Source organism: Vampirovibrio sp., assembly GCF_041737375.1.
Lineage (GTDB): Bacteria > Cyanobacteriota > Vampirovibrionia > Vampirovibrionales > Vampirovibrionaceae > Vampirovibrio.
Genome location: NZ_JBGSRV010000003.1, coordinates 86,834 through 110,137, shown reverse-complemented (window position 1 = coordinate 110,137; position 23,304 = coordinate 86,834). Strand labels below are relative to the sequence as shown.

Here is a 23,304-nt window from a genome sequence, read left to right as displayed (position 1 = left end):
CAAGGAGTTTCAAGTTTATTATGGAATTTGGCCCAGAGCTTTTCATGCTGATTGCCATTATCGGGCTGGCCTTGATTTTTGATTATATCAACGGCTTTCACGATGCCGCCAACGCCATTGCCACCCTGGTGGCCACCAAGGTGATGACCCCTCGGGTGGCGGTATTGTTTGGGGCTGTGTTTAACTTCGCAGGCGCCTTAATGAGTACGGAAGTGGCCGCTACCATTGGCAAAGGGCTGGTGGATGCCTCGTCTATTTCGATGGATATGGTGTTGTGCGCCCTGATTGGCGGCATTACCTGGAACCTGCTCACTTGGTGGTGGGGCCTGCCCAGCAGTTCATCCCATGCCCTGATTGGTTCCCTGTTGGGCGCCACGTTTTTCGCCAGCAACGAAGGCCACACCCATATTTCCTGGAACACGGTGCTGGATAAAATCATTTTGCCCATGTTCACGTCTCCGCTGGCCGGGTTCTTTTTCGGTTTTTTAATTATGGGCCTGCTCACCTGGATGGTGTTTCGGGTGCATCTGCATCGCATTAACTGGACCTTTGGCAAGTTGCAAATTGTTTCGGCCATGATGATGGCCCTTTCCCACGGCAACAACGACGCCCAGAAATCCATGGGCATCATCGCCCTGGCCTTGCTCACCTTTAGCAAAATGCCCGGTGTGCATTTCCCCAGCTGGTTTTTTGAGCAGGGGGAAGGCTTCCATGTACCGCTGTGGGTGATTATGTCCTGCGCCAGCATGATTGCGCTGGGTACGCTCAGCGGCGGGTGGAAAATTATTCATACCCTGGGCAACAAAATGCTCAAATTGCAGCCCATCCATGGCTTTGCCGCCGAAACCACCGCGTCAGGCATTATTCTGGTGGCCAGCCATTTTGGCATTCCCCTCAGCACCACCCACGTGATTACCTCTTCCATTATGGGGGTGGGTGCGACCAAACGGATTTCCGCTGTAAAATGGGGTATCGTCGGAAATATTTTATGGGCCTGGGTACTCACCATCCCCTTAACCTTTTTATTTTCCGGGGCCTTGATGTGCGTGGTAAACTGGCTGAAAGTCACTTTTAATTAGGCTTTTTAGCTAATATTCTGGATTCCCAAATAGGAGCGGCATATGGAATTTTTTCACTCTCTGCTGGAACTGGTGATGGCGTTTATTCACAACGTAATCGCTACCTTGGGTTATGCGGGCGTGGCCTTGCTAATGGCCATTGAATCCGCCAACGTTCCCCTGCCCAGTGAATTTATTATGCCCTATGCCGGTTTTCTGGCCCAGCAAGGCAAGTTAAACATTCACCTGGCGGCGTTGGCCGGTGCGGTGGGTTGTGTGCTGGGTTCCATTCCCTCGTACCTGATTGGTCTGTTTGGGGGGCGATCCTTTTTAATTAAGCACGGCAAATGGCTGTTGCTGAGTGAGCATGATTTGGATGTGGCCGAGCGCTGGGTGGATAAATACGGCGATTGGGCCTTTTTCATCTGCCGTATGTTGCCGGTGGTGCGTACTTTTATTTCGTTGCCTGCCGGTATCCTGCAAGCTCATTTTTATCCCTTTATTATTTACACCTTTATTGGCTCGCTCATCTGGAGTTACGGACTGGTGTACGTGGGCGTTTACTTTGGCGAAAATCTGGAAGCCTTCCGGGCCATCTGGCACAAGTTTGATTACGCCATTATTGGCATTTTGGTGATTTTGGGTATTTTGTACGTGTGGAAGCACATCAAGTACATCCGCAAGGATCAGCAAAAAGTGGCCGCTGCCCGTAGCGCCGGACAGGATATTTGATTTAAGATAGCCGCTTACCATTCAAGTGGCCTTTCAATCAGGCCGGGAGACAATGCTGCATGGCGATGGCGCGGGAATCAGATAGTTCTTCTGAACATGGGCCGAATTTGACCCCGCAAGGCGCTGCCGGGCAGGGAGAACTGTTGCCCCGGCTGGGCTGGTTTTCAGCCGCCTGCATTGTGGCAGGGTCGATGGTGGGTTCCGGCATTTTTATTGTGTCCAGCGATATCGCCCGCACGGTAGGAACCGGCGGCTGGCTGATGGCCATTTGGGTTTTTGCGGGCTTGCTGACCTTGCTGGGGGCGGTTTCTTACGGCAAGCTGGCCGCCTATATGCCCAAAGCGGGCGGACAATACGTTTTTTTAAGAGAAGCCTGGGGCGAGTTGCCCGCCTTTTTGTACGGCTGGAATTTGCTGACCGTTATTCAAACCGGCTTTTTGGCGGCGGTGGCAGTGGCCTTTGCAAAGTATCTGGGGGTTTTGGTGCCGGCCATTTCCTCAGCGCCTTTAATTTCCGGCTGGCCCATGAGTTTGCAAAGCCTGCTGGCGGTAGCGGTGTTGCTGGTGTTGACGCTTTATAATTCAACCGGCATTCAAAACGGGGCCCGGTTGCAAAACGTGTTTACCAGCCTGAAGGTATTGGCCCTGGCCTTATTAATTGGGGTCGGGTTGGCCTTTGGCAACCGGTTGGGTTCTGTGGACTGGTCTTTCACTCTGCCTGCGGCGCAAGCGGCCCAAGGAGACTGGTTAACCCTGTTCGCATTCGCCTCGGTGGGGGCCTTGTTCTCTTCCGATGCCTGGAATTACGTGACCTTTATTGGGGGAGAGGTCAAAAATCCCGCTAAAAACCTGCCCAAGGCGCTGTTAATTGGCACCATCACGGTGACTGTGCTTTATTTGCTGGCCAATCTGGCTTACCTGAATTTACTGAGCCTGCCCCAAATTCAAAACGCCCCCGAAGATCGGGTGGCCACCGTGGCCATGGATATGATTTTCCCCGGCGCCGGGGTGCTGATTATGGCGGGCATCATCCTGATTTCCACCTTTGGGTGCCTGAATGGTATGTTGCTGGCTGGCGCCCGTGTGTTTTACGCCATGGCCAAAGACGGGCTGCTGTTTAAAAAATTCGGCGAGGTGCATCCCAAAACCCATTCCCCCAATTTTTGCTTGTGGGTGCAGTTTGTGTGGGCCTCGGGTTTGGCTTTATCGGGCACTTACGGGCAATTGCTGGATTACATTGTGTTTTCCACCCTCCTGTTTTACATCCTGACCATGTTGGGCCTGATTCGATTGGGCCGTAAAATACCGGTGGCGGTTCAAATGACCCGCAAGCGGGATTACGCGGTGCCGGTGACCTATATCGCAGGGGCCTCCTTCATTGCTTTTTTCCTATTGTTCGGCGATTTTTTCACCCCGGATTTTGTGTCCCGTTTTCAGTCGGATTTACCGCACACCAAGTTTTTTACCAGCGTGGCCGGAATTTTACTAACTGCTCTGGGCCTACCCGTTTATTGGGTCTGGAAAAAAACGCGCCCGGCCTCTGTATAGAAACGCCTTTAAAGGCGTTGATGATGGGCCGTTGCTTAGTGCTGGTTTTTGGCGTCTTCTGCCATTCGGGCTTTTAACAGGCTGATAATATGGGTCATTTTTCGCAGTTGGGCGTATTCAATTGGGGGTTTTCCCCACATATCGGCTTGATGGATATTGGTTTGGGGCTTCTCCAGCAACAGTTTAACCACGGCGGCATGCCGCATAATCACCGCTAGCGATAAGGGGGTGGATTGAAAAACATTGCTCAAATTCACGTCAATGTCCGGGTGGGTCAGTAATAATTTCACCACGTCCCGGTTGTTTTCCTCCACCGCCATGTGCAGGGCCGTGTTTCCACTAACGTCCTGGTGATTGATGTTGATGTTTTCCTGGGCCAGCAAGGCTTGAGCCACTTCGGTCTTGTTATACATGATGGCCAGCATTAATGGGGTTTGCCCATGAAAGTTATACTGGTTGATCTGAATTTTGGGCATGGCCAATAGTTGTTTCAGGGCGTGCATGTCGTTGTGAACGGCGGCATAACTTAAGGCGGTGTCCCCATCTTCATCTTGTTGATGAATAAAAATTTGGGGATGCTTTAATAAAATATCCACCATTGGTTTTTGCCCTTTACTAATGGCGGCCATTAAAGGGCTAACGCCCAGCCAGTTGGGCTGATTGATATGGATGCCGGGTTGCTTGCTGAGCAACCGGACGCTGGCTTCATCGTTGTTAATCACCGCTTTATATAAGGGGCTTTCTGAGCTGCTACCCGCCAGATTGATCTGGGTGCCGGGATGTTGGATCAGGGCTTCCGCCACTTTGGGGTGACTGTTTGTTAAGGCCAGAATTAAAGCGCTGTTTCCTGCGATGTCCCGATGGTTGACCTCCACCTCGGGCTGATTCAGGAAGGTGTGCACAAAATCCAGATGCCCCTTTTGAGCGGCAATCATTAAGGGGGTTTTGCCCAGCCAGTTTCTCTGGTTGGGGTTTAGCAAAGAGCCTTTGAGCAGCGCTTTGGCACTATCGGCGTTTCCGTGAGCGGCGGATTCGTGCAAGTGGTTACACCCCAGATAATCCAGTTGAGCGACATTGCTGTTGGGCTGATTAAGCAGCACAGAGACGGTTTTGGCGTTGCCAGTGCCTGCGGCAAGGTTCAAGGCGTTTTTACGACGCCAGTCGGTGGCGCCTACATCCAGATCGGGCCGGGTCAGCAGGGTTTCCACCACTTCCGCCCGACCGTTTTGAGCGGCCAGATGCAAGGGGTTTTTTAAGGTAATGGCGTTATGAGGCAGTTGGCCGAGGGGTATTTTTTTCAATAATTTTTGAATCACGCCCGGATACCCGCTAATAGAGGCATGAATCAATCCCTCGCTTGCTTCTTGAGGGGTAATTGAGGCTTTTTGATCTTCAAGCAGGCTCATGCCCACCCCATTGCCGTGGGCCGCCGCATGGGCCATGGGGGTTAATCCTTGAGCATTGGGCTGATGAGGACTAGCCCCGGCCACCAGCATGCGATAGGCCAGATAGTTAAACAGTTGCGGGTCCGCTTGCTTGGGATTGCCTCGGCTCAGCGCCTCGTGTAAGGCGTTGCTATTGTCGGCGATTACTTGCCATGCCCTGAATTCCTGATTAGAAACGGCCACATCCTCAAATCGGCTGCGGTTGGTTGGGGCGGGGACGGGGGTGGGTGTGAATATTATTTCCGGTACCACCTGGTCCTCAACGGTTGCCACTTCAGAAAATTTGCGTTTATGCGGGGTCATGCCAAACAAGGGGCTGTGCCGTTCAAAACCATCGGCTGAGGCGGGCAAAACGCGAGGCCGGATGTTGGGTTCCGGCCGGGTGGATATGGATCGTTTTTGGGCGCCTGCGTCCCGGAAAGGACTGGAAATGAGTTTCATAGCAACAGCACTACCCTTCTCATGATGATTGGCCCTACAGGGCGTTCACTGAGGTTGATTAAAAAATAATCTTGATAAAAAAACCCACTAATTCCAAACGTAAAAACTATATCAACCGCTCCATTTTTACAAGCCCTCAGGCAAGGCGGAGTTTTGTTCACAGTAAGGCGTAATCCAAAGAATCCTAAAGGCTGGCTGCAAAAAATGACAAAAGGGGCCTGCGTTGCGGATAATAGAGTGATGAATCTGTCGCTCTGGGATACTGTCCTGCAACCGCAATCCACACCACAAGCGGGCTCAAGCCCCTTGCCTCGTTATGCTGAGGTTTTGGTGAACATGACCACCAAAAGCCTGCAAAGTCAGGTGTTTACCTATCAGGTGCCGGAAGAATTTCGGGAAGTGGCGCAGGTAGGACAACCCGTGCTGGTTTCTTTTGGGGCGCAGCAGGATTTAACCGGGTTTATCGTGGCCCTCAGCGACACCTACCAAGGCACTTACAAGCTCAAGGAGCTGTCTGATATTCTGGATGAAACACCTCTGTTTGATGCCCCGTACTACGATTTTATGGGTTGGGTGGCCGATTATTATGCCACCCCCATTGCCCAGGTGCTGGCCTGTGCCTTGCCTGCCAATCTGGTGCAAAAGCCTAAAAAACTGGTGTTTCAGGGGCCCAACTTTACGGAGCCTTCCATCCTTGCCCGCATTCAGGATGCCCATGCCCGCAAAGCCTTGCAACTGATTGATTTTTTGTATAAAAACGCCGCTTCCTATCAGGAGTTGTGCGAGGGCAAAAACCCCAAGGGATACTCGCCCAAGTATCTGGCCTCTCATTTAAGAATGCCCCAGAAAACCATGAACCAGTTGCTGGCCCGCTTACGCAAGCTGGACATTGTGGTGGTGGAAACCGAGCTAAGCGCCAAAACACGGGCCAAAACCTACAAACGGGTAACGCTGAATGTGGAGGCCCTGAACAATGCGGTGCTGTCCACCCGCCAGCAGGACATTATCAACCACTTAAAATCGCTGCCAGAAGGCTTGCCCTTGCGGGAGCTGGTGGACGTGTTAGGCACCACCCCGCCTACCCTTAAAAAGCTGGAGGCCGCTGGCCTGCTCAGCATTACCGAGGTGGCGGAGCATCGGGACCCCTTGGCCCTGTTTCAAAAACTGGTGGCCCGCACCCAGTTTACCCTCTCTCAATACCAGCAGCGGGCCATGGATACGGTGGTCAATGGCGATAGCGAACACCCCTACCTGCTGTACGGCATTACCGGCTCCGGTAAAACGGAAGTGTACATGAGCATGACCCGGCACGCCCTGGAGCGGGGCAAGGCGGTGCTGATCATGGTGCCGGAAATCGCGTTGACCTCTCAGATTGCCCGCCGCTTTATTAACCACTTTGGCTCAGAAAACATTGCCTTGTGGCACAGTAATTTATCGGATGGGGAAAAGGCCGACACCTGGCAAAAACTGTGCAACGGGGAGTTGAAAATTTTGATCGGGGCCCGCTCCGCTATTTGGGCGCCCTTAAAGGATTTGGCTTTAATTTTAATTGATGAGGAGCATGAGAACAGCTACAAGCAGGATTCCCCCGCCCCTCGCTACAACGCCAAAACTTTGGCTTTGGAGCTGGCTCGGCGTACCGGGGCCAAAGTGGTGCTGGGCAGCGCTACTCCTGAAATCAGCACCTTTTATCAGGCCCATCAAAATCAGCGTATTTTGCACCTGCCAGAGCGTTTTGGCAATAGCCAACTGGCCGAAGTTCGCATTGTGGATATGAAGCAGGAGCGTGCCCAGGGCCATCAGGGCCAGTTGTCCCGCTCCTTGATTGAGGAACTCAACCTCAATCTGCAAGCGGGCGAGCAGTCTATTATTCTGCTGAACCGGCGGGGGTTTTATACCACCATTCAATGCACGGTTTGCGATCATGTGTTTCAGTGTCCCAATTGCGATGTGGCGGTTACTTTTCATCGCACCCGCAATCAGGTGTGTTGCCATTATTGCGGATACGAAAGCGAGCGTCCGGCCTATTGTCCGGTGTGCGCCAGCATGGAGCTGAGCCACAGTGGGGTGGGTACTCAGCGTATTGAGGATGAGGTCATTAAAAAATTTCCCGAGGCCCGTGTGTTGCGAATTGACAGTGACGTGTTGCAGCGTAAGAACGCCTATGTGGAAATTTTTGAAACCTTTGCCGCCGGAGAAGCCGATATTTTAATTGGTACCCAAATTGTGGCCAAGGGGCTGGATGTGGCCAATGTAACGCTGGTGGGGGTAGTCAGTGCCGATTCCGCCTTTTGCCTGCCGGATTACAAATCATCCGAGCGGGGCTTTCAGTTGTTAACCCAGGTGGCCGGTCGGGCCGGTCGGGGCCAAAAGCCGGGACGGGTGATTATTCAATCGGTGCAAACTCAACATATGGTGTTAACCCATTCCAAAAATCAGGACTACCCCAGCTTTTACAACGAAGAAATTGTGCAGCGAGAGCAATGCAACTTTCCGCCGTATTCTCAAATTTTTCGGTTTATTGTGAGTTGCGAGAACGAGAAAAAGGCCCAGCAATTCATTCAGGCTGCTACTTTGCACTTGCGGGAACTCATGAAATCCTCAGCCGATGTGGATTCACGCATGATCCTGATGGGGCCAGCGCCTTGTGTGCTGCCTCGCATTCAAAATAAATTTCGTTTGCATTTGCTGGTTAAAAATGGGGCTGGCCCTGCCGGACATCGCCTGATTATTGACTTTTACCGCAAGGCCATGGAAGCCCGCTTGCCGGAGGACTTGAATTTTATTCTGGACATTGACGCCCAGAGCCTGTTGTAGCCCGAACCACTTTGTAAGGAGAAACGCATGTCTACTATTGAACAACTGAAAGCCCAATTAACCCAGGCACTGGAAGCCACTCATGTGGAAATCATTGATGATAGCTGGAAACACGCTGGGCATCTGGAAGCCACGCCGGGTCTGGAAGCCACTCACCTCAGCATGACCGTGGTTTCTCCCAAATTTGAAGGGGTGGGCATTCTGGATCAGCACCGGCTGGTGCATGAGGTGTTGAAAGAGGCCCGTGAGCGTCATTTGCATGCCTTGCAACTTAAAACGCTTTCCCCTACCCAGTGGGCGCACCATCCCGCTTAAGCGCCCTGCTAAATAGAACCAAGCAAAAAAGTACCCCTCCAGGATGAATCCATGGAGGGGCCTGTGAAGTCCACGTTGGTGGCCATTCACAGGATTCATTATAAAAGTTTTAATCAGGGATTGATATGACTCGATAGGGTTTAAATACCAAGGATAAAACCATCCCTTGGAGGGGGCGGGCTTATTACATTGGTTGCAAAAAAATATCGATTGGGGGGGGCCTGCCGGGGAGCAATGAACTGCGGGGCCGCCGCCCGGTGGTTCCGAGTGTTTTTTAGATCCCCTTTTAAACAGAAACCGATTTGCCGGATTTAAACGCCCCGTACAGTTGCCCCGCTACTGATTTTGGGTTAATAATCAGGGTTTGAAAACAGGGATCCACACGGGTGGCGAATTTTTTCTTGAAAGTGGATTCTCCCGGCCCCAGATCGATGGTTTCCATGCCTTGAGCGCAAGCATGTTGAGTCAGTTGATGCAGGGCCATGATGCCGGGGACTGCTTGATGATGAACCCCGGTATTGATTGTGAGCAAGGCATAAAGCACATTGCGGTGGATGACATTGAAGCTCAGGTTGGTGATTTGTCCGCCCAGCAAAAGGCCGCTCAGGCAAAGTTGTCCTGATTGTTGTAGTTTGCTGGCCCAACTAATGATAAAAGCCCGTTCTCGGGGATCCTCAAAATAAGATCCTTCCCCCTTGGACTGCCAATAGGCTTGATGGGCCGGGAAAAAACGCGCGAAAAATTCAGCCAGCCCTTGCTCTCCTTCAAAAAAGATGAGTTCCGGTTGTAGATGGGCGGCTTTTTTGAATTGCCGGTTTATATTTTGCCGGTGATGACTACCCTTGGCTTGCCAGTAGGCTTCCCATCCATTTTGCAGCTCAATAACCGGGCTGCCGGATACCGGGGTGTGCAGCACTTTACACCCCAAACGCAGGTAGGGGTTAAACACCTGCGAATCGGTGACGGTCTGGTTCCAGCGCACTTCAAAGCAGTCCCAGCGGGTGCGGTCGCTTAGGGTGCGAAAGCTTTCCCAATCGGCCTGATTCAGACTTTGGTAATACACCCCGTTCCATCCGGCTTGTCGTAAAAACTGAAGCGGAACCAGACCTTTTAGCACGGGTTTGGTGGTTTTAAACAGTTGGCCCTCACCTTCGCCGCCACAAAACTTGGGGGCCAAATGCTCCCACCAGCTTTCCAGAAAAGGGGCACTTTCAAAAGGATGTCTCGCCAAAGTGCTTTCCGGTCTTGTGGGGAGATCGGTTGCTTTCAGGTCGGTTTGGGGCGGGTTCAGTAAGCTTGAGGGGGTCAAGGTGAATCGTCCAATCCTTCTTACAAGTTTAGGGGAGGCGTTTGGTTTGGCCGTGTTAATCCTTTTAAATCCCCTCAAGCGCATTCGTTGCTAACGTAGCGGCTTCCGCAACAAAATGATGATAAAAAACAACCGACTTTCGGGCTTACCAGTGGCCTGCTTGATGCCTTTAAAAATCAGGTACAATAAGGGTTTGTTGCTGACAGGAGTTTCGTTCTTGCCTATTTCCCGCTTTGATCCAAAAAAAACGCGTTTTTGGGCCTTCACTGCCTTGTGTTTGCTCAGCGCTGTTCCGGTTTTGGGCGGGTTAAAGCCGGAGCCAGCCAAGGCCCAGCAAGGCGGGTTACCCAGTATTTTAAATCCGGCCCGTCCGCAAGCCACTAAAACCTATCAGTTCCCGCTCACAGCGATTGATCCCGATGAATTTAAACTCCCGGCGGCCAAGGGCCTTCCCGGCTTTCGGGGGGTAAACCAGTTGATGATTTACACCCCCGCTTATGGCCCCCGTACCGGCACCAATCAGGCCGGGTTTGAGGCCGTGGTAACCGACGGGGTGATTACTGATATTCAGGCCGGAAACAGTCTGATTCCAGCCAATGGCTTTGTAATCAGTGGGCATGGCACTGCCGGACAATGGCTCAATCGCTTTGGGCGTATGGGGTCTGTGGCGGGCTGGAACCTGGATACTCAGAAATTAACCATTCAATTCACCCACGGCACCTATTTGCATGATGTGGATGAGGCTTTGGCCCGAGCCACTGCCAGAAGTGCGGCCTCCCCCATCTACCAGAGCCATTTGGCAGACGCTCAGACTTGCCGTGCCGTATTGGCCAATCAGGCCCAAGCGGGGGCCAATGAGGCCATGGCCAAGCTATCAGAACAATGTGTGCATCAGGCCGATTTAGCCTTTTACAACACCATTCCGGCCATGGCGCAGGGCTTGAAAGGCACCTGGATTCGCCCCGAAAACAGCCAGCCTGAATCCATTCGGGAAAAAGTAACTGAGTTGAAAAAGGCGCATATCGACCATATTTTTCTGGAAACCTATTATCAGGGAAAAACCATTTATCCCAGCAAGGTGATGGCCGCTTATGGCTTACCGCAGCAGCATCCCCGCTATGGCAACGGAGATCCGCTGAAGGTCTGGATTGAAGAGGCCCATCAGCAAGGGCTGAAAGTACACGTTTGGGTTCAGGTGTTTTTTGCCGGTAATCAACAAGAAAACAGGGAGCAGTACGGCCCGATTCTGAACCAATACCCCCAATGGCGCAACGTGCAGCGGCCCCACTGGGACAAGCCCAATCCGGTGATTTCGGATGTGGAGCCGGGCCATTATTTTCTGGATCCGGCCCACCCGGAAGTGCGGGTTTTTCTGGATCAGTTGCTGATGGAAATGGTGTCCGGTTATGCAATTGATGGGCTTAATCTGGACTATATCCGCTATCCGGCCAGCGCCGCCGTCAATAAGCCCTATTATCTGGGCAGCACTTGGGGCTATAGCGAATCAGCCCGTCAGCAGTTCAAGGCCATGATTGAGGCCGAACGTGCCGAGGCGGAGCGCTTGAAGCTGGAGGCCCTGAAAAAAGCCGGAAAGCCCCTGCCCAAAACTGGCTGGAGTCCGGCTTCGCTTTCGTTGAGTTCGCCTTCGGCCGATCCGAAAGATTTAACCCCCACCAGCCCGCTTTGGGATCGGTGGGTGAGCTGGCGTAAGGCTCAGGTGTCCAGCTTTGTGAAATCCATTTCAGCCAAAGCTCGGGCTGTGAGGCCCCACTTGCTAGTGTCAGCCGTGGTGTTTCCCAGTCATGACCCCACCTACGCTCAAAAATTGCAGGATTATCCCAAGTGGGCCAAAGAAGGGGATATTCAGGCCCTAACCCCCATTGGCCTTTCCACCGATTTAACCCGCATGAGCGGCCAATGCGCCCAGCTGCGGGCGCAAGTCAACGATCAAATACCGGTGTATGTGGGTATTTTTTCCCTGTACAACCGCACTGGCCCGCTGAATTTGGTACGAGAAATCGAGACGGTTCAGCAGGCAGGCATGGGTGGGGTGGTGCTGTTTGATGGCGCCCGTTTGACCGCCCCGTATGCGGAAGCCCTACGAGAAGGCCCATTTCGCTTTTAAAATGCCTTAAATTTCGGGCTGAATGTGGTACTGGCCTTGGGCATTGGGGGTTAGGCGAGTGACTTTTGAAACGGCTTCCATGTTTAGCGGCCCGTACAGGTGTGGGTATAAATCGCCGGTGCTGGCGGCTTCCCACCGAATTTCGGGCTGCACTTTTTGAGGATCGATGGATAGTAACCACAGGGCGGGCAAGTGGGCGTAGTACAGGTTGGCCACCCGGTTCAGCTGGTGGGCGGGCGAGGCGTGGATAAACCCCTCAGAGGCCAGACTGTCGCTGATGAATTGGCCGGTGGCGGTTGCTTGCTGGTAAGCTTCCTCGGTGCTGAGAATGTAAATGGGGTGGGACATACCTTGAACCCTCGACTTCTGAACAGAAGAGAACAGACGGAACGCTGGTTATTGTGACCTGAATGGGTGCGGTTTTCAAAGTGTTTTCCAATTGTTGAGATAATTTAACCCGGCCATAAGCACCCGGAAATTCCCGAAACAGGGGGCAGGTTTGATGCTTTGCCTTTCAGCAAGCGCTGTTTCCGGTTGGCCAAAGCTCGCTTGGCTTGACCCTGAAGCCCTTGTGGCCTATCTTGGTGAGAGGCGGAGTTTTTACACAACCGTCCATTCACAAACCGGGATGACCCGGAGGGAGAGAGAGACTATGACCAAGTCGCAGGAATTAAAAGTAACCGAGCGGGATACTACCCTAACCCCTCGCAAATTGCGGGTAGCGGGATACATTCCGGTAACCCTGTATGGAAAAAACATTCAGTCCGTTCACATTCAGGTTAAATCGCACGAGTTCGCCCAACTGATTTCCCACGGCAACCGCCAGCTCAAGTTGTCTGGTTATGTCGATGCCACCGCTCAGGTTCGCCAACTGCATGTGGAGCCGGTCAGTCAGCGTCCCATCAGCGCCGAATTTTATTTGCTGGATGGCACCGTTCCCCAAGCCTAGCTTGCGGTGCCAGTAGGGCGAACGCTTTGCTGTTCGATAAAATCAATTGAATCAAACCATTTGAAGCGCCCTTTGCAGCAGGGTGCTTCTTTTTTATGGGGCCATAAACAGGGTAAAACCCGGAAACCGAAGCTTCCGGGTTAGGGCAGGCAATTATTACCTTATCAGTCGCAGTTAGTTATTGTTAGAAGGAGAGAGAAAACTTAGGGCAGTTGCGTGGGCAACAGAGCAATCATTTTATTCAGCAAGGCCGGATTGGCGGCAATGGCGGCAGGTCCCATTACCATGCCGGTTAAAGCGCCCAGCCCTGCGGACGTGACAGCGGCTCCGGCAAACAAATTAACTTTATTACGGGTATTGATTTGGGCGCTGGTCGGCTGGGTGGCAAACGCTTTTTCGGGCGAAGCCAGGGTGTGTTCTCCAGCTTTCAGGAAAGGCGATTGGGTGCTGGCCCCTGCCGGTATTTCAGCAGGCTTGCGGCTGGCTTCCAGTTGGGCGGGCGGGCTGGCCGGGGCCAGTTTTTTCAAGGCGTTCATCAAGGGATTGTCCGCTTTGCTGGCCTGTTTCACAAAGTTTTGCAGGGCCGCGCCCATCGGGTTTTTGCTTTGAGCGGGGGCCGAAGCTTTGCTATTGGCCTCGGCTGGCTTTGCGGATTTCACAAAAACATCGCCCTGTTGGGTGGGCTGGCTGTGGATGGGTGTTGTTTTTTGCCCAAACTGCACTGGCTTATTGGCTTGGGCAGCTTTACATTTCGGCACTTTAAGCCGATCCATTGCGTCAATCATGGCGCTGGTTCCATCCCTCTGTAAACGTTAGTGGTGGTCACTTCCAATCGATGAAATTATTCTAGCTGAGAATCCTCATTGAGAGAAATAAAAATAAAAACAAAAATAAGAGCTTTTGCCAAGGTGTTGATGGGCAGGCGGTTGGGGTGAGTTTACATTTCGTAATCTTTTCTTGGTGTTTGTTTGACAAAAACGCTTTAGTGTAAGTTCGCCCCAAAGGGTTTGCTGGGGTTTTTGGAGCTGGTTTTGTAGTTGCTATTTTATAAATAGTGGATTTTCAAGGGGGCCAGCCCCCTTGGGATCCCCCGCTGGGGACGGACTGTGTCCCCAGACCCCTCAGGTAGGAGGGAGAGAGGTGTTTTTTAGATAGGGGGCTTATGGGCATTCATTCAAGGGGCAAGCCCCTTGAAAAGCGCATTCTAGGAAACGGTATCCCCGCAGTATTTGAGAGGCCTGAAAACAAAACCCACCCCCAGCCAATGACACCCAAGGGGGCTAGCCCCCTTGAAAGGCACGTTCTTCGATTCACCCTTCCCCCATATTTGAGGGGTCTGGGGACACAACCCGTCCCCAGCGGGGGATTCCAAGGGGGCTGGCCCCCTTGAAATCATAAATCTGCTTCGCTGGGAAAATCCAAACCCCACCTTCATACTAAATTCACGCGACAGCGCTGCTGACTGTCTAGAACGTGAGGGGCGTTATGCCATATCAATGCGACCACTGCAAAAGCCTGTTTTTAAAAACGATAGAAGTGCGGATACACGCTGCCGGAAATGCCTTGCTGTATAAAAAACGCTGCAAACGATGCAAATTTAAATGCCTGTTGCAGAAAACCAGTTTGCAAGGCCCCCTGCAACCCGCCACTTTGGCCGACTGGCAAGGCGGTCGTAAGCCACAGCAAGCGGTTGGCGTAGGTTCCGCCAGAATGATGGTGGGTGAATACACCGCACGCATCAGCCGGGCCACCGATCCGCCCCTCGATTACCTGCACCGAATTGCCCAAGCCCAACGACAGGATACTGTATATGAAACCCAAAAAAATACCATCCACCGGCGGACTGCTGCCCAAACTGAAGAATTTGCTGGACGCCCTCTCGGACCGCTATCACCGGGTGCTGGGGGTTATTGACGAGGCCCTGGATTCTGAAAGCATGAAAGATAAAATCTGGGCGGTGGATTTAATACTGAAACGCACCCCCGCTGAAGATGCCAATACCGCTGTGGTGAAAAAAGGCAAAAAGGCAGAAACACCTCTGGAGCCTGCCGAGCTGGAGCAGCTCAGCGAGCAAGAGCTGCTGAACCGGGTGCGTACTTACATCAAGGATTGGGAACCTTAAGCATGCTTCGGGTTTGCCACGTTTCCAGCCTGCAAGAATGGGCCGTCTATCAGCCCGGTATTGAGGCGTTGCTCCAGACGCATCACCCCATTTTGCTGGATGATTATCGCCAAAGTGGAAACTTACAGCAAGATATCCACTTTTTATCGGAAAATACCGCCGCTTGCCTGCCCTGGCTTTGGGTGCTGGCCGATGAGACGGATCAGGTTTGGGCCATTATTGCCCTCTCTGATATTCAGCCCGGTCGTCATGCGTTTTTGCACGGGGCCACCCATTCCCATTTTCGTGAAAACAAAGAGGCCCGATCGGCGGTGGAACGCCTGTTGCTTCCTATTTTTCAGGCCGCCTTTGGCCCCTTGGCCTTGCTAAAGCTGAAAGCTGAGTTTGAACTGGATAACGCCGGGGCCAAGGGCTTTTGCCTGCGGTGGGGTTTTCAGCGGGAAGCCCTGTTTAAAGCCGATATCAAGCTGGGTGGCTGTTTGCGGGACGTGGCTATTTACAGTGTATCCGCCAATCGTTACCAAGGCTGGTTATTGCCCCGTTTGCTGCGAGGGGTGCAAAAGCGTCAGCCCTTGCCAGACGGGCCGCAGGCTTTCCATCAATCTTCTCTCTAATTTTATTAATCTTCTGTCCAATTCTATCAACCCTCTGTTCAGTCAAGTTTTTAAGGAGCATCCCAATGTCTTTAGGACGCAAGCAGAAAGCCCCCAAACGGGAAGTGGTTAAAATCGTGGCCCCACCCGCCATTACCAAGGTGGAATTTAACAGTCCGACCGGCGATCGGTATGTGACCACCACCAAAGGCAGTGATCAACGCTTTGAGAGCTTTTTGACCCCCACCACCCGCTTAACGGTGGAAGAAAGCCTGAAGGGGCTTCAGAATTTGGCCAAAGAACTGAACCAGCCGGACCCGGTTCGTCAGCAGGCCATCAATCAGCGCAGTCAGGATTTTTTTGATTTGCAAGCCGCCGGTATTAATAGCAGCGCCAACGATCAGCTCTCCAAAGCCCGCACCAACTTGGCCAAGCGGTTTGGGGGCGCCTATAACGCCACCTTTGGCACCCATTTTTTGGGGCAATTGGAAAACAACCGCCTGGGGCAGTTATCGGAAGCCTACAAGCAGTCCGGCTTGCTGGGAGAAGAGCTTTATCGGGCCGATGAAGACAGCCGGGTGCGGCGGTTTTCCCTGTTTCAAAATTATCTGGCCGATTTGAACAATCAGGCCCGAGGCTTGCAAAGCAATGGCAGCAGTATTTTGCAGAACGAAACCCAGCGGGCCACGGATTTGGCGGTGCAACGGGCCAATCTGGCCATGCAGGTCAGCAATCAAAACGCCGCCCTTCAGGCCGAACAAAACCGACAGAACCGTGAAAGTACCTTGCGAACCAGCTCTCAAATCGCCCTGGCCTTAATGGGGGGGATATAAAGGCCCGGCATGAGTGATACAAATAGCCCTATAAATACTGCCGCTGATTTGCCGTCTCGCCCTTGGTTAACCCGCCGCCTGAGCTTGTATCAGGCGGCGCAGGAGAACCCCGAGTTACAGGCTTTGTTGATGCATTGGTGCAAACGGGATATCCGCTTCTGGTTTCGGCATTTCTGCTGGACTTTTGACCCCCGGCTGGATCAGCCGCATCAGCCCTTTGTGCCCTACCCGTTTCAGGAAGCGGCCTTGCTGGATTTGGTGTCCGCCATTGAGAAGGGGGAAGACCTGCTGATTGAAAAAAGCCGGGATATGGGCCTGAGCTGGCTGGTGCTTTTGGCCTTTCAATACTTCTGGCTGTTTCGGGACGGGGCCAATTTTCATTTGGGTTCCCGCAAGCAGGAGGCGGTGGATCGCAAGGGCGATCTGTCTACCCTGATGGAAAAACTGCGTTACAACCTGGCCTGGTTACCGCACTGGATGCGTCCAGCCGGGTTTCAGGACAACGTGCATGATAACCTGCTGCGCTTGCTCAATCCGGCCAACGGCAACACCATTACCGGGGAAAGCAGCAACGAGAACTTTGGGCGAGGGGGGCGCTACAAGGCCATTCTGTTTGATGAGTTCCCTTTTTGGCCCATGCAGGACGCCGCTTACGCCTCTGCCGGACAGTCTACCCCCAGCCGCATTGTGGTAGGCACCCCGTATGGCAAGAACAACCGGTTTGCCGATTTGCGATTTTCCGGGCAGGTGCGGGTGTTACGCATCCACTGGCGGGAACATCCCTTGCGCAATGAAGGCTGGTACGCCAACCAGCAAAAACGGCTGAGCGAAGATGAAGTGGCCCGAGAGCTGGATATTAACTACCACTTGTCTTTGAAGGATCGGGTGTTTCGTAATTTTAACGAGGCCAACAAAGGGGATTTTACCGCGTTTAAGCCCCACAAACTGATTCGAAGCTGGGATTTTGGGTTTCATTGCCCCTCGTGCCTGTTTTTGGCCTTTGACAGCGAAGATCGGCTGTTGGTGCTGCGAGAAGTGGTAGGCAAGCAGGAACTGCTCACCGATTTCGCCCGACGGGTCACCCATTTGACCGAGGTGAATTACGGAAGTGTCCCGGTGGAAGATATTTGCGATCCGGCGGGGGCTCAGCGCTCCGACAAGAGCTTGCAAACCAGTATCGATATCCTGAATAGCATGGGGGTGTTTCCGTTCTTTGACAGGTCATCCATCAAGGATGGGTTGGAATTACTGCGGGTTAAGCTGTCGGAATGGATTGGCCCCCGTCCGGCTTTGCAGGTGGATTTTGGATGTGAAAAGCTGATTGAGGCCTTTGAGGGCGGATACCGCTACGGGCCATCCGGCTCGGAATCCCCCTTACAGGAGCATCCGTACGAGGATGTGATGGATTGCCTGCGCTATGCGGTGATGCAAAAATGCCGGTTGCCTCGCAAGCCGCTTAAAAAAGCCCGCCCCTATCGCCCCGGAAACGCTTATACCGGTTATTAGTGAGGCTCCCTCCATTCTTTCAAATCAAGGGCAACCGCAGGCACACAATGCGGAGGTTGGGTGCCTAAGCCGGTCGGGGCAAGGGTGTTGCGGCTCTGTTCATTTTGGGTTCCAAAGTTCAAATATTATAAAAACGTTAAATTTAAAAAACAATTTTATCCGTTAGACCCATTGTGTAGGCCATTCTCTCCCACCAGAGCTTTCTCTGTAAAATGCATTGCACTTTTTTGGGCCCAAAATAAATTTATAATAAACGCTTACATCCCCCCTCTTTTAGTTTGCCGCTTCATGCGGCCTTTTTTTGCCTTGTTTTTTCAATGTTTTCGATAACGCTTTGCTAGAGGGGGTTTCAAAATTTTAACTTTTATTTGCATTCCTTTCTCAATATTTTCGCTTGTGTCCCCCAATCGGCTATGTTATAAAATTCCTGTCCCCCAAAGGAACACCGTACCTCACGGGGTGGTAGCTCAGTTGGTTAGAGTACTTGCCTGTCACGCAAGATGTCGCGGGTTCGAGTCCCGTCCACCCCGCCACTTTTTACAAGTGGAAAACCCAAACACCAGAAGGCTTTCCGAGTTTTGAACCGGAAGGCTTTTTTGTTGGAGTTGAGAAGGCCTCAGGAAAAAGTGGCTAAAACCCACCAGAAAAACTAGAAGCCCACCCTCATCCTCGCAGAAGCCGTAGCCTGCTTTAACCCCAAAGCCTAAAAGGGCATTTTGGATTCCAGGTAGCCCAGGCGCCATCCGCCTCGTTCTTGTACCATGGTGAGGTTCACCCGCTGCTCCTGACCGTTGTCGAAAACCAGTTGTGCTTCTATGGTGGCTATTTTGCCGGTAACTTCCAGGGTTTTGTAATAGCCAAAGCGGGCAAACTGAGCGGCCTGACTTTGCCGCACAAATTTCCGCCAAAAACGCATTACCAAATCCAGATTGTTGGTTTCAAACATCAGCTTGATCTCAGCGGGGCCTAGCTTGGCGGCTTGAGCGGCCTTGGGGTTTTGCTCATAAATGTCCTTCAGAGTCCAGCTGATAAACTCTTTTTGGGACAGCTCCGAAAAAAGCCCCCAGCAAACTTGCACCTGACTTTGGGCCAGAGTTTGATAAAAATATCGGGCCACCTCATGAGGCTCATTATTTTTTTTCATACGGTTGGGTTTACCGGCTTGCTCACATCCAGTGCCGCAAAAGCCTGCTCATAGGCACTTTGCTTTCATCCTGGCTTTTTCATCCTAAACACTTCTTTAAAATCCAGTAACCTGCGTTTGCTGGATTTTAAAGAAGGACTGGATTGGGAACAAGCGCTATTTGCCCAAGACGCAGTTAAATCTCTGTCTTGAGTCGTTTCAATAGATTGGCGGTCTCAATGGCGGCCAAAGCGGCATCAATGCCCTTGTTGCCTGCCTTGCAGCCGGAACGCTCAATGGCTTGCTCAATGGTTTCAGTGGTGAGCACCCCGAAAATCACCGGAATACCACTTTTGAGCCCAGCCGCCGCAATGCCTTTGGCCGCTTCGTTGCACACATAATCATAATGGGTGGTAGCGCCCCGAATCACACAGCCCAGGGTGATAACCGCGTCAAACTTTCCCGATAAAGCCATTTGACTGGCCACCAGCGGTAGTTCAAAAGCGCCCGGTACCCAGGCCACGGTGACATCGGCCGAGGCCACATCATGAGCCGATAACGCCCCGATGGCCCCTTTCAGCAGTTTTTCAGTAATCACGTCGTTAAAGCGGGAAACCACCACGCCCACCTTCAGGCCGGTGCCAATCAGTTTTCCTTCAAATACTTGGGGCATGGGGTAAGAGTCCTTTTTACGATTCTTTTGACGGGCTTATAATTCCTGACGGGGGCCTTCAAAGCTGAGCAAGTGGCCCAGCTTCTCTTGCTTGGTGCGTAAATAATGGGTGTTGTGGGCCTGTGGAATGGCAGGAATGGGAACCCGGTCCAGCACTTCCAGCCCGTATCCATCCAATCCCCGGATTTTGCGGGGATTGTTGGTCAGCAGGTTAAACGATTGAATGCCCAAATCCAGCAGAATTTGCGCCCCAATGCCGTAATTCCGCAGGTCGGCGGAAAAGCCCATTTCCAAATTGGCTTCCACCGTATCCAGCCCGGTTTCCTGTAAAGCATAAGCTTTAATTTTGTTCAGCAGGCCAATGCCCCGGCCCTCATGGCTTCGCATGTAAACCAGCGCGCCTTTGCCGTGGGCTTCAATGGCCTGCATGGCCGCATGCAGCTGATCCCCGCAATCGCAGCGCAAACTGCCCAGCACATCGCCGGTCAGGCATTCACTGTGGACCCGTACCAGGGGGATCAGGCTGTCAGCTTCCGCTTGCCGGGTTTGGTCAATATCGCCCTTCACCAGCGCCAAATGCTCGGAGCCGTCAATCTGGTTGCGGTAGGCGTATACTTTGAAATCCCCGTACAGGGTGGGCATTTCGGCCACTGCCTCACGGGTGATCATGCTTTCTTTTTGCAGCCGGTAATTGATGATTTGGGCCACGGTAATAAATTTCATCTTCAGGCGGGTGGCGATTTCAAACAGCTCATTGCGACGGGCCATGGTGCCATCCGGGTTTAAGATTTCGCAAATCACGCCAGAAGGATGCAACCCGGCCAGTCGGGACAGATCCACGCTAGCCTCGGTTTGTCCTACCCGCTCCAGTACCCCGCCAGGTCTGGCCCGCAAGGGGAACACATGGCCGGGGCGTCGTAAATCGGAAGGGGTGGCATCCGGGGCCACCGCCACCTGAATGGTCACGGCCCGATCCTTGGCCGAAATGCCGGTGGTTACCCCGTATTTGGTGGAGGCATCAATACTGACCGTAAAAGCGGTACCCAACGGGTCTTGAGAAGGCGAGATCATCTGGCTGAGGGCCAGTCGATCGCAAGTATCGGGGGTTAGGGTCAGGCAAATCAGCCCCCGGCCTTCAGCGGCCATCAGGTTAATGATTTCCGGGGTGATTTTTTCGGCGGCGCAAATAAAATCACCCTCGTTTTCCCGATCCTCGTCATCGGCCACAATCACCACTTCACCGTTGCGAATGGCCTCAATGGCCTCTTCTACGGTGCTAAAAAGGCTGGCGGCCTCTTCATCCGGCTGATTGGTTTTGGAATTGGGGGTCATGCGGCACTCCTTTACCATGGAATCGGGTAGGAAACTTTATTCCGGGTCGTGGTTAAACCAGCTGCCGGTGTGGATTTTAGCCGTAGCAGGCTGCTTTCGGGTTAGTCCAATGGCGTTCATGGCCGGAGCCAGAGAGGGGGCGTCAATGGACAGCCCCGGTTCCACTTCGCTGTGGGTGGGGTATTCAGAGGTCAAATCGGGAAAATAAGTGGGGGCGGCGGGGGCGCAGTAAGGGTTTTCAGTGGCCGCCTGACCGCTCATCAGCCGCTGGACGTATTTGCCCAGTAAATCGGTTTCCACATTCACCGCATCGCCCGGCTGGTAATCGCCCAAACTGGTATGAGCCAAAGTGTGGGGAATAATGGCCACTGTAAATTGGTTTTCACGCACTGTATTCACGGTCAGGCTAATGCCCAGAATGGTGACAGAACCTTTTGGTACCAGCAAGGCGGCCATTTCGGCGGTGGGAACCTGGAAGGTAAACACCACGCTGTTGCCGTGGACCTCTTTGGCAATGATTTTACCCAGCCCATCCACATGCCCGGTTACATAATGGCCGCCAATGCGGCTGGTGGGGGTGAGAGGTCGCTCCAGATTGACCCGTTTTCCGGGGTGAAAACTGGAAAAATTGGTTTTGGATAAGCTCTCGGGGGAGGCTTCAAAGGCAAAGGATTGGGAATCAAAGTCCACCACCGTCATGCAGGCCCCATCCACGGCAATGCTATCGCCCCGTTGCACGTTTTCCAGCACCTTGGCGGCGTTAACCCGAATACGGCTTCCTGATGCACTACTTTCCACTTGGGCAATGGCGCCCACTTCTTCAATCAATCCGGTGAACATGGGGCAGGCTCTCTTTTTTCAAGGCGGTACGATTTTTTCCTGTTTATTATTGTAATGAAAACAAAACCGGGCTGATATCAAAATTTTCCCCGTTTTTACTTTGCTGTGGCTCTTAAGGATCATACAATCGGAATCAGCGTTTGAATAGTGAGGAGTTCCACAATGCCCATTTACACCGCCGATTTGATTCACGGGGACGGACAACCCCAATCGGGCTGGGGGTTATGGGTAGAAGACGATCAAATTCTGGGGGCAGGCCCCCTGAAAACCCTGACTAATGCTCTGGCTGACGGGGCTAGCGCCCAACCGGCAGAGGTCATTCACTTTGCCAATGGTTTGATCATTCCCGGTTTGGTCAACTCGCACAATCACTCGTTTCAATCCTTGCTAAAAGGCTTTTGCGATGACGAGGATTTTTTCACCTGGCGGGATCAGGCCCTGTACAAGTACGCCAAAACCCTGAGCAGAGAAGATATTTACACCGGCGCCCTGTTTGCCTTTGGGGAAATGCTGAAAGCCGGGATTACCACGGTTTGCGATTTCTTTTATATCAACGATCAGGCCAACGATAACGCCCGTGCGGTGATTCAGGCCGCGCTGGATGTGGGCATTCGCATCGTCATGGCCCGTACCATGTACGACTGGGACGGCGCGCCCGATCGCTTTCGGGAATCCGTGCCGCAGGCGGTGGAAAATACCCGCCAGTTGCATGCCGAATTCAAGCAGCACCCCATGGTGCATGTGCTGCCCGCCCCGCATAGCTTGCACGGGGCCAGCGTGGAGATGATTCTGGCCGGGGCGGCGTTGGCGGAATCGTTGGATACCCCATTCCATATGCACATTGCCGAAGGCCAGTACGAGCGCACCCTGATTGAGGAGAAACACGGCAAACCCCCGGTGGCTTTTCTGGAGAGTTTAGGGGTGCTGAACCAGCGTCTGGTGGGCATCCATTGCGTATGGATGGATGATCAAGAAATTGAATTAATGGCTCAGCGTGGTACCGGGCTTTCTTACAACCCTTCCAGCAACCTGTTTTTGGGTGATGGCATTACCCGCATTCGGGAAATGCAGGCCGCCGGGGTGTGTATTTCTTTGGGAACGGATGGGGGGTGCAGCAATAACCGGGCCTCTATTATTGAGGAAATGCGAATGACCAGCTTGCTGCAAAAGGTCAAATTCCTGGATTCCACAGTGACCAAGGCGGCGGATATGTTTGCCATGGGCACCCGTCACGGGGGGCAAAATCTGGGCTTGCCCATCGGTCAGCTTAAGGCCGGTTTTGCCGCCGATTTTACGGTGGTAAACCTCAACGATCTTTCCATGCAGCCCCGCCAGAACGCCATGAACAATCTGGTTTACGCCAGCCAGCCCTCAGCCATTCAGGCGGTGTATGTGGCGGGCCAAAAGGTGTTTGAGCAAGGCCAGTTACTCACCGTGCCGGAGGCTGAGATTGTGCGCCGGGTTCAGTTAACCACCGCCCATTGGGATTGATGCGGTTTTGCGTTGGTCATGGATTTGACAATATTACTATTGTTATAGTAAAA

21 protein-coding genes and 1 tRNA gene are annotated in these 23,304 nt (G+C 52.8%); 13 read left to right on the top strand and 9 right to left on the bottom strand.

All coding sequences use genetic code 11. From position 1 onward, the window contains the following. Window positions 1–20: 20 nt before the first annotated feature. From ACEW81_RS01210 to ACEW81_RS01200, 3 genes are read left to right on the top strand one after another with little or no spacing between them, the layout of a single operon-like run. Window positions 21–1,079 carry an inorganic phosphate transporter gene (locus tag ACEW81_RS01210; protein WP_373531135.1) on the top strand — a complete coding sequence of 353 codons (1,059 nt, stop codon included), beginning with the start codon at window positions 21–23 and terminating at the stop codon, window positions 1,077–1,079. A 42-nt stretch (window positions 1,080–1,121) separates the two neighbouring features. Beyond that, window positions 1,122–1,790 carry a DedA family protein gene (locus ACEW81_RS01205; RefSeq protein WP_373531134.1) on the top strand — a complete coding sequence of 223 codons (669 nt, stop codon included), beginning with the start codon at window positions 1,122–1,124 and terminating at the stop codon, window positions 1,788–1,790. Window positions 1,791–1,849: 59 nt separating this feature from the next. Beyond that, window positions 1,850–3,337 carry an APC family permease gene (locus tag ACEW81_RS01200; protein WP_373531133.1) on the top strand — a complete coding sequence of 496 codons (1,488 nt, stop codon included), beginning with the start codon at window positions 1,850–1,852 and terminating at the stop codon, window positions 3,335–3,337. Window positions 3,338–3,372: 35 nt separating this feature from the next. Here ACEW81_RS01200 and ACEW81_RS01195 read toward each other — a convergent pair whose 3' ends face one another. Further along, the gene (locus ACEW81_RS01195; protein ID WP_373531132.1) at window positions 3,373–5,223 is read right to left on the bottom strand and encodes an ankyrin repeat domain-containing protein; all 1,851 of its coding nucleotides are present in this window, start codon (window positions 5,221–5,223) and stop codon (window positions 3,373–3,375) included. Window positions 5,224–5,463: 240 nt separating this feature from the next. Here ACEW81_RS01195 and priA point away from each other — a divergent pair, with 240 nt between their 5' ends. Next, window positions 5,464–8,040: a replication restart helicase PriA gene (priA, locus tag ACEW81_RS01190; RefSeq protein ID WP_373531131.1), complete on the top strand. Its 2,577-nt coding sequence runs from the start codon at window positions 5,464–5,466 to the stop codon at window positions 8,038–8,040. A gap of 27 nt (window positions 8,041–8,067) precedes the next feature. After that, entirely contained in the window at window positions 8,068–8,355 is a 288-nt protein-coding gene (locus ACEW81_RS01185; protein WP_373531130.1) for a BolA family protein, read from the top strand. 286 nt (window positions 8,356–8,641) lie between these two features. Here the strand turns inward: ACEW81_RS01185 and ACEW81_RS01180 are convergent, their stop codons facing one another. Next, on the bottom strand, window positions 8,642–9,664 hold the full coding sequence (locus tag ACEW81_RS01180) for a GNAT family N-acetyltransferase (RefSeq protein WP_373531129.1): 1,023 nt from the start codon (window positions 9,662–9,664) through the stop codon (window positions 8,642–8,644). Window positions 9,665–9,881: 217 nt separating this feature from the next. Here ACEW81_RS01180 and ACEW81_RS01175 point away from each other — a divergent pair, with 217 nt between their 5' ends. Then, on the top strand, window positions 9,882–11,789 hold the full coding sequence (locus tag ACEW81_RS01175) for a glycoside hydrolase family 10-like protein (protein ID WP_373531128.1): 1,908 nt from the start codon (window positions 9,882–9,884) through the stop codon (window positions 11,787–11,789). A gap of 6 nt (window positions 11,790–11,795) precedes the next feature. On the opposite strand, the gene ACEW81_RS01170 is transcribed toward ACEW81_RS01175, so the two are convergent. Beyond that, complete coding sequence (locus ACEW81_RS01170; protein ID WP_373531127.1) at window positions 11,796–12,137, bottom strand: DUF952 domain-containing protein; 342 nt, start codon at window positions 12,135–12,137, stop codon at window positions 11,796–11,798. A gap of 304 nt (window positions 12,138–12,441) precedes the next feature. Between ACEW81_RS01170 and ACEW81_RS01165 the strand changes: the two genes are divergently transcribed. Then, window positions 12,442–12,738 (top strand): hypothetical protein, encoded by a 297-nt coding sequence (locus tag ACEW81_RS01165; protein WP_373531126.1) that lies wholly within the window; start codon window positions 12,442–12,444, stop codon window positions 12,736–12,738. A gap of 203 nt (window positions 12,739–12,941) precedes the next feature. Here the strand turns inward: ACEW81_RS01165 and ACEW81_RS01160 are convergent, their stop codons facing one another. Together ACEW81_RS01160 and ACEW81_RS01155 are read right to left on the bottom strand one after the other, a co-directional pair. Beyond that, entirely contained in the window at window positions 12,942–13,523 is a 582-nt protein-coding gene (locus tag ACEW81_RS01160; protein ID WP_373531125.1) for a hypothetical protein, read from the bottom strand. A gap of 736 nt (window positions 13,524–14,259) precedes the next feature. Beyond that, a complete protein-coding gene (locus ACEW81_RS01155; RefSeq protein WP_373531124.1) occupies window positions 14,260–14,559 on the bottom strand; it encodes a hypothetical protein in 300 nt (99 codons plus the stop codon). Here ACEW81_RS01155 and ACEW81_RS01150 point away from each other — a divergent pair. The 5 genes from ACEW81_RS01150 (at window position 14,549) to ACEW81_RS01130 (ending at window position 18,325) form a co-directional block, all read left to right on the top strand. Continuing rightward, a complete protein-coding gene (locus tag ACEW81_RS01150; RefSeq protein WP_373531123.1) occupies window positions 14,549–14,860 on the top strand; it encodes a hypothetical protein in 312 nt (103 codons plus the stop codon). The genes ACEW81_RS01155 and ACEW81_RS01150 overlap by 11 nt on opposite strands. A 2-nt stretch (window positions 14,861–14,862) precedes the next feature. Continuing rightward, window positions 14,863–15,474 (top strand): GNAT family N-acetyltransferase, encoded by a 612-nt coding sequence (locus tag ACEW81_RS01145; protein WP_373531122.1) that lies wholly within the window; start codon window positions 14,863–14,865, stop codon window positions 15,472–15,474. A gap of 65 nt (window positions 15,475–15,539) precedes the next feature. Next, window positions 15,540–16,286: a hypothetical protein gene (locus tag ACEW81_RS01140; RefSeq protein WP_373531121.1), complete on the top strand. Its 747-nt coding sequence runs from the start codon at window positions 15,540–15,542 to the stop codon at window positions 16,284–16,286. Window positions 16,287–16,295: 9 nt separating this feature from the next. Beyond that, entirely contained in the window at window positions 16,296–17,792 is a 1,497-nt protein-coding gene (locus ACEW81_RS01135) for a hypothetical protein (protein ID WP_373531120.1), read from the top strand. Between the two features lie 456 nt (window positions 17,793–18,248). Then, a tRNA-Asp gene (locus tag ACEW81_RS01130) sits at window positions 18,249–18,325 on the top strand. 170 nt (window positions 18,326–18,495) lie between these two features. Here ACEW81_RS01130 and ACEW81_RS01125 read toward each other — a convergent pair. From ACEW81_RS01125 to ACEW81_RS01110, 4 genes are all read right to left on the bottom strand, one after another. Then, on the bottom strand, window positions 18,496–18,936 hold the full coding sequence (locus ACEW81_RS01125; RefSeq protein ID WP_373531119.1) for a hypothetical protein: 441 nt from the start codon (window positions 18,934–18,936) through the stop codon (window positions 18,496–18,498). Window positions 18,937–19,111: 175 nt separating this feature from the next. Continuing rightward, window positions 19,112–19,588, bottom strand: coding sequence for a 6,7-dimethyl-8-ribityllumazine synthase (gene ribH, locus ACEW81_RS01120; RefSeq protein WP_373531118.1), 477 nt, complete (start codon window positions 19,586–19,588; stop codon window positions 19,112–19,114). A gap of 36 nt (window positions 19,589–19,624) precedes the next feature. Next, window positions 19,625–20,920: a bifunctional 3,4-dihydroxy-2-butanone-4-phosphate synthase/GTP cyclohydrolase II gene (locus ACEW81_RS01115; protein WP_373531117.1), complete on the bottom strand. Its 1,296-nt coding sequence runs from the start codon at window positions 20,918–20,920 to the stop codon at window positions 19,625–19,627. Between the two features lie 36 nt (window positions 20,921–20,956). Further along, the gene (locus ACEW81_RS01110; protein WP_373531116.1) at window positions 20,957–21,760 is read right to left on the bottom strand and encodes a riboflavin synthase; all 804 of its coding nucleotides are present in this window, start codon (window positions 21,758–21,760) and stop codon (window positions 20,957–20,959) included. A 162-nt stretch (window positions 21,761–21,922) separates the two neighbouring features. On the opposite strand from ACEW81_RS01110, the gene ACEW81_RS01105 reads away from it, so the two are divergent. Continuing rightward, the gene (locus tag ACEW81_RS01105; protein WP_373531115.1) at window positions 21,923–23,251 is read left to right on the top strand and encodes an amidohydrolase family protein; all 1,329 of its coding nucleotides are present in this window, start codon (window positions 21,923–21,925) and stop codon (window positions 23,249–23,251) included. Window positions 23,252–23,304 lie beyond the last annotated feature (53 nt).

Bases quoted from the DNA above. Each gene is read 5' to 3' on its own strand.
- ACEW81_RS01210 (WP_373531135.1), top strand. From the start codon at position 21: ATGGAATTTGGCCCAGAGCTTTTCATGCTGATTGCCATTATCGGGCTG.
- ACEW81_RS01205 (WP_373531134.1), top strand. From the start codon at position 1,122: ATGGAATTTTTTCACTCTCTGCTGGAACTGGTGATGGCGTTTATTCAC.
- ACEW81_RS01200 (WP_373531133.1), top strand. From the start codon at position 1,850: ATGGCGATGGCGCGGGAATCAGATAGTTCTTCTGAACATGGGCCGAAT.
- ACEW81_RS01195 (WP_373531132.1), bottom strand. From the start codon at position 5,223: ATGAAACTCATTTCCAGTCCTTTCCGGGACGCAGGCGCCCAAAAACGA.
- priA (WP_373531131.1), top strand. From the start codon at position 5,464: ATGAATCTGTCGCTCTGGGATACTGTCCTGCAACCGCAATCCACACCA.
- ACEW81_RS01185 (WP_373531130.1), top strand. From the start codon at position 8,068: ATGTCTACTATTGAACAACTGAAAGCCCAATTAACCCAGGCACTGGAA.
- ACEW81_RS01170 (WP_373531127.1), bottom strand. From the start codon at position 12,137: ATGTCCCACCCCATTTACATTCTCAGCACCGAGGAAGCTTACCAGCAA.
- ACEW81_RS01165 (WP_373531126.1), top strand. From the start codon at position 12,442: ATGACCAAGTCGCAGGAATTAAAAGTAACCGAGCGGGATACTACCCTA.
- ACEW81_RS01160 (WP_373531125.1), bottom strand. From the start codon at position 13,523: ATGATTGACGCAATGGATCGGCTTAAAGTGCCGAAATGTAAAGCTGCC.
- ACEW81_RS01150 (WP_373531123.1), top strand. From the start codon at position 14,549: ATGAAACCCAAAAAAATACCATCCACCGGCGGACTGCTGCCCAAACTG.
- ACEW81_RS01145 (WP_373531122.1), top strand. From the start codon at position 14,863: ATGCTTCGGGTTTGCCACGTTTCCAGCCTGCAAGAATGGGCCGTCTAT.
- ACEW81_RS01140 (WP_373531121.1), top strand. From the start codon at position 15,540: ATGTCTTTAGGACGCAAGCAGAAAGCCCCCAAACGGGAAGTGGTTAAA.
- ACEW81_RS01135 (WP_373531120.1), top strand. From the start codon at position 16,296: ATGAGTGATACAAATAGCCCTATAAATACTGCCGCTGATTTGCCGTCT.
- ACEW81_RS01125 (WP_373531119.1), bottom strand. From the start codon at position 18,936: ATGAAAAAAAATAATGAGCCTCATGAGGTGGCCCGATATTTTTATCAA.
- ribH (WP_373531118.1), bottom strand. From the start codon at position 19,588: ATGCCCCAAGTATTTGAAGGAAAACTGATTGGCACCGGCCTGAAGGTG.
- ACEW81_RS01115 (WP_373531117.1), bottom strand. From the start codon at position 20,920: ATGACCCCCAATTCCAAAACCAATCAGCCGGATGAAGAGGCCGCCAGC.
- ACEW81_RS01110 (WP_373531116.1), bottom strand. From the start codon at position 21,760: ATGTTCACCGGATTGATTGAAGAAGTGGGCGCCATTGCCCAAGTGGAA.
- ACEW81_RS01105 (WP_373531115.1), top strand. From the start codon at position 21,923: ATGCCCATTTACACCGCCGATTTGATTCACGGGGACGGACAACCCCAA.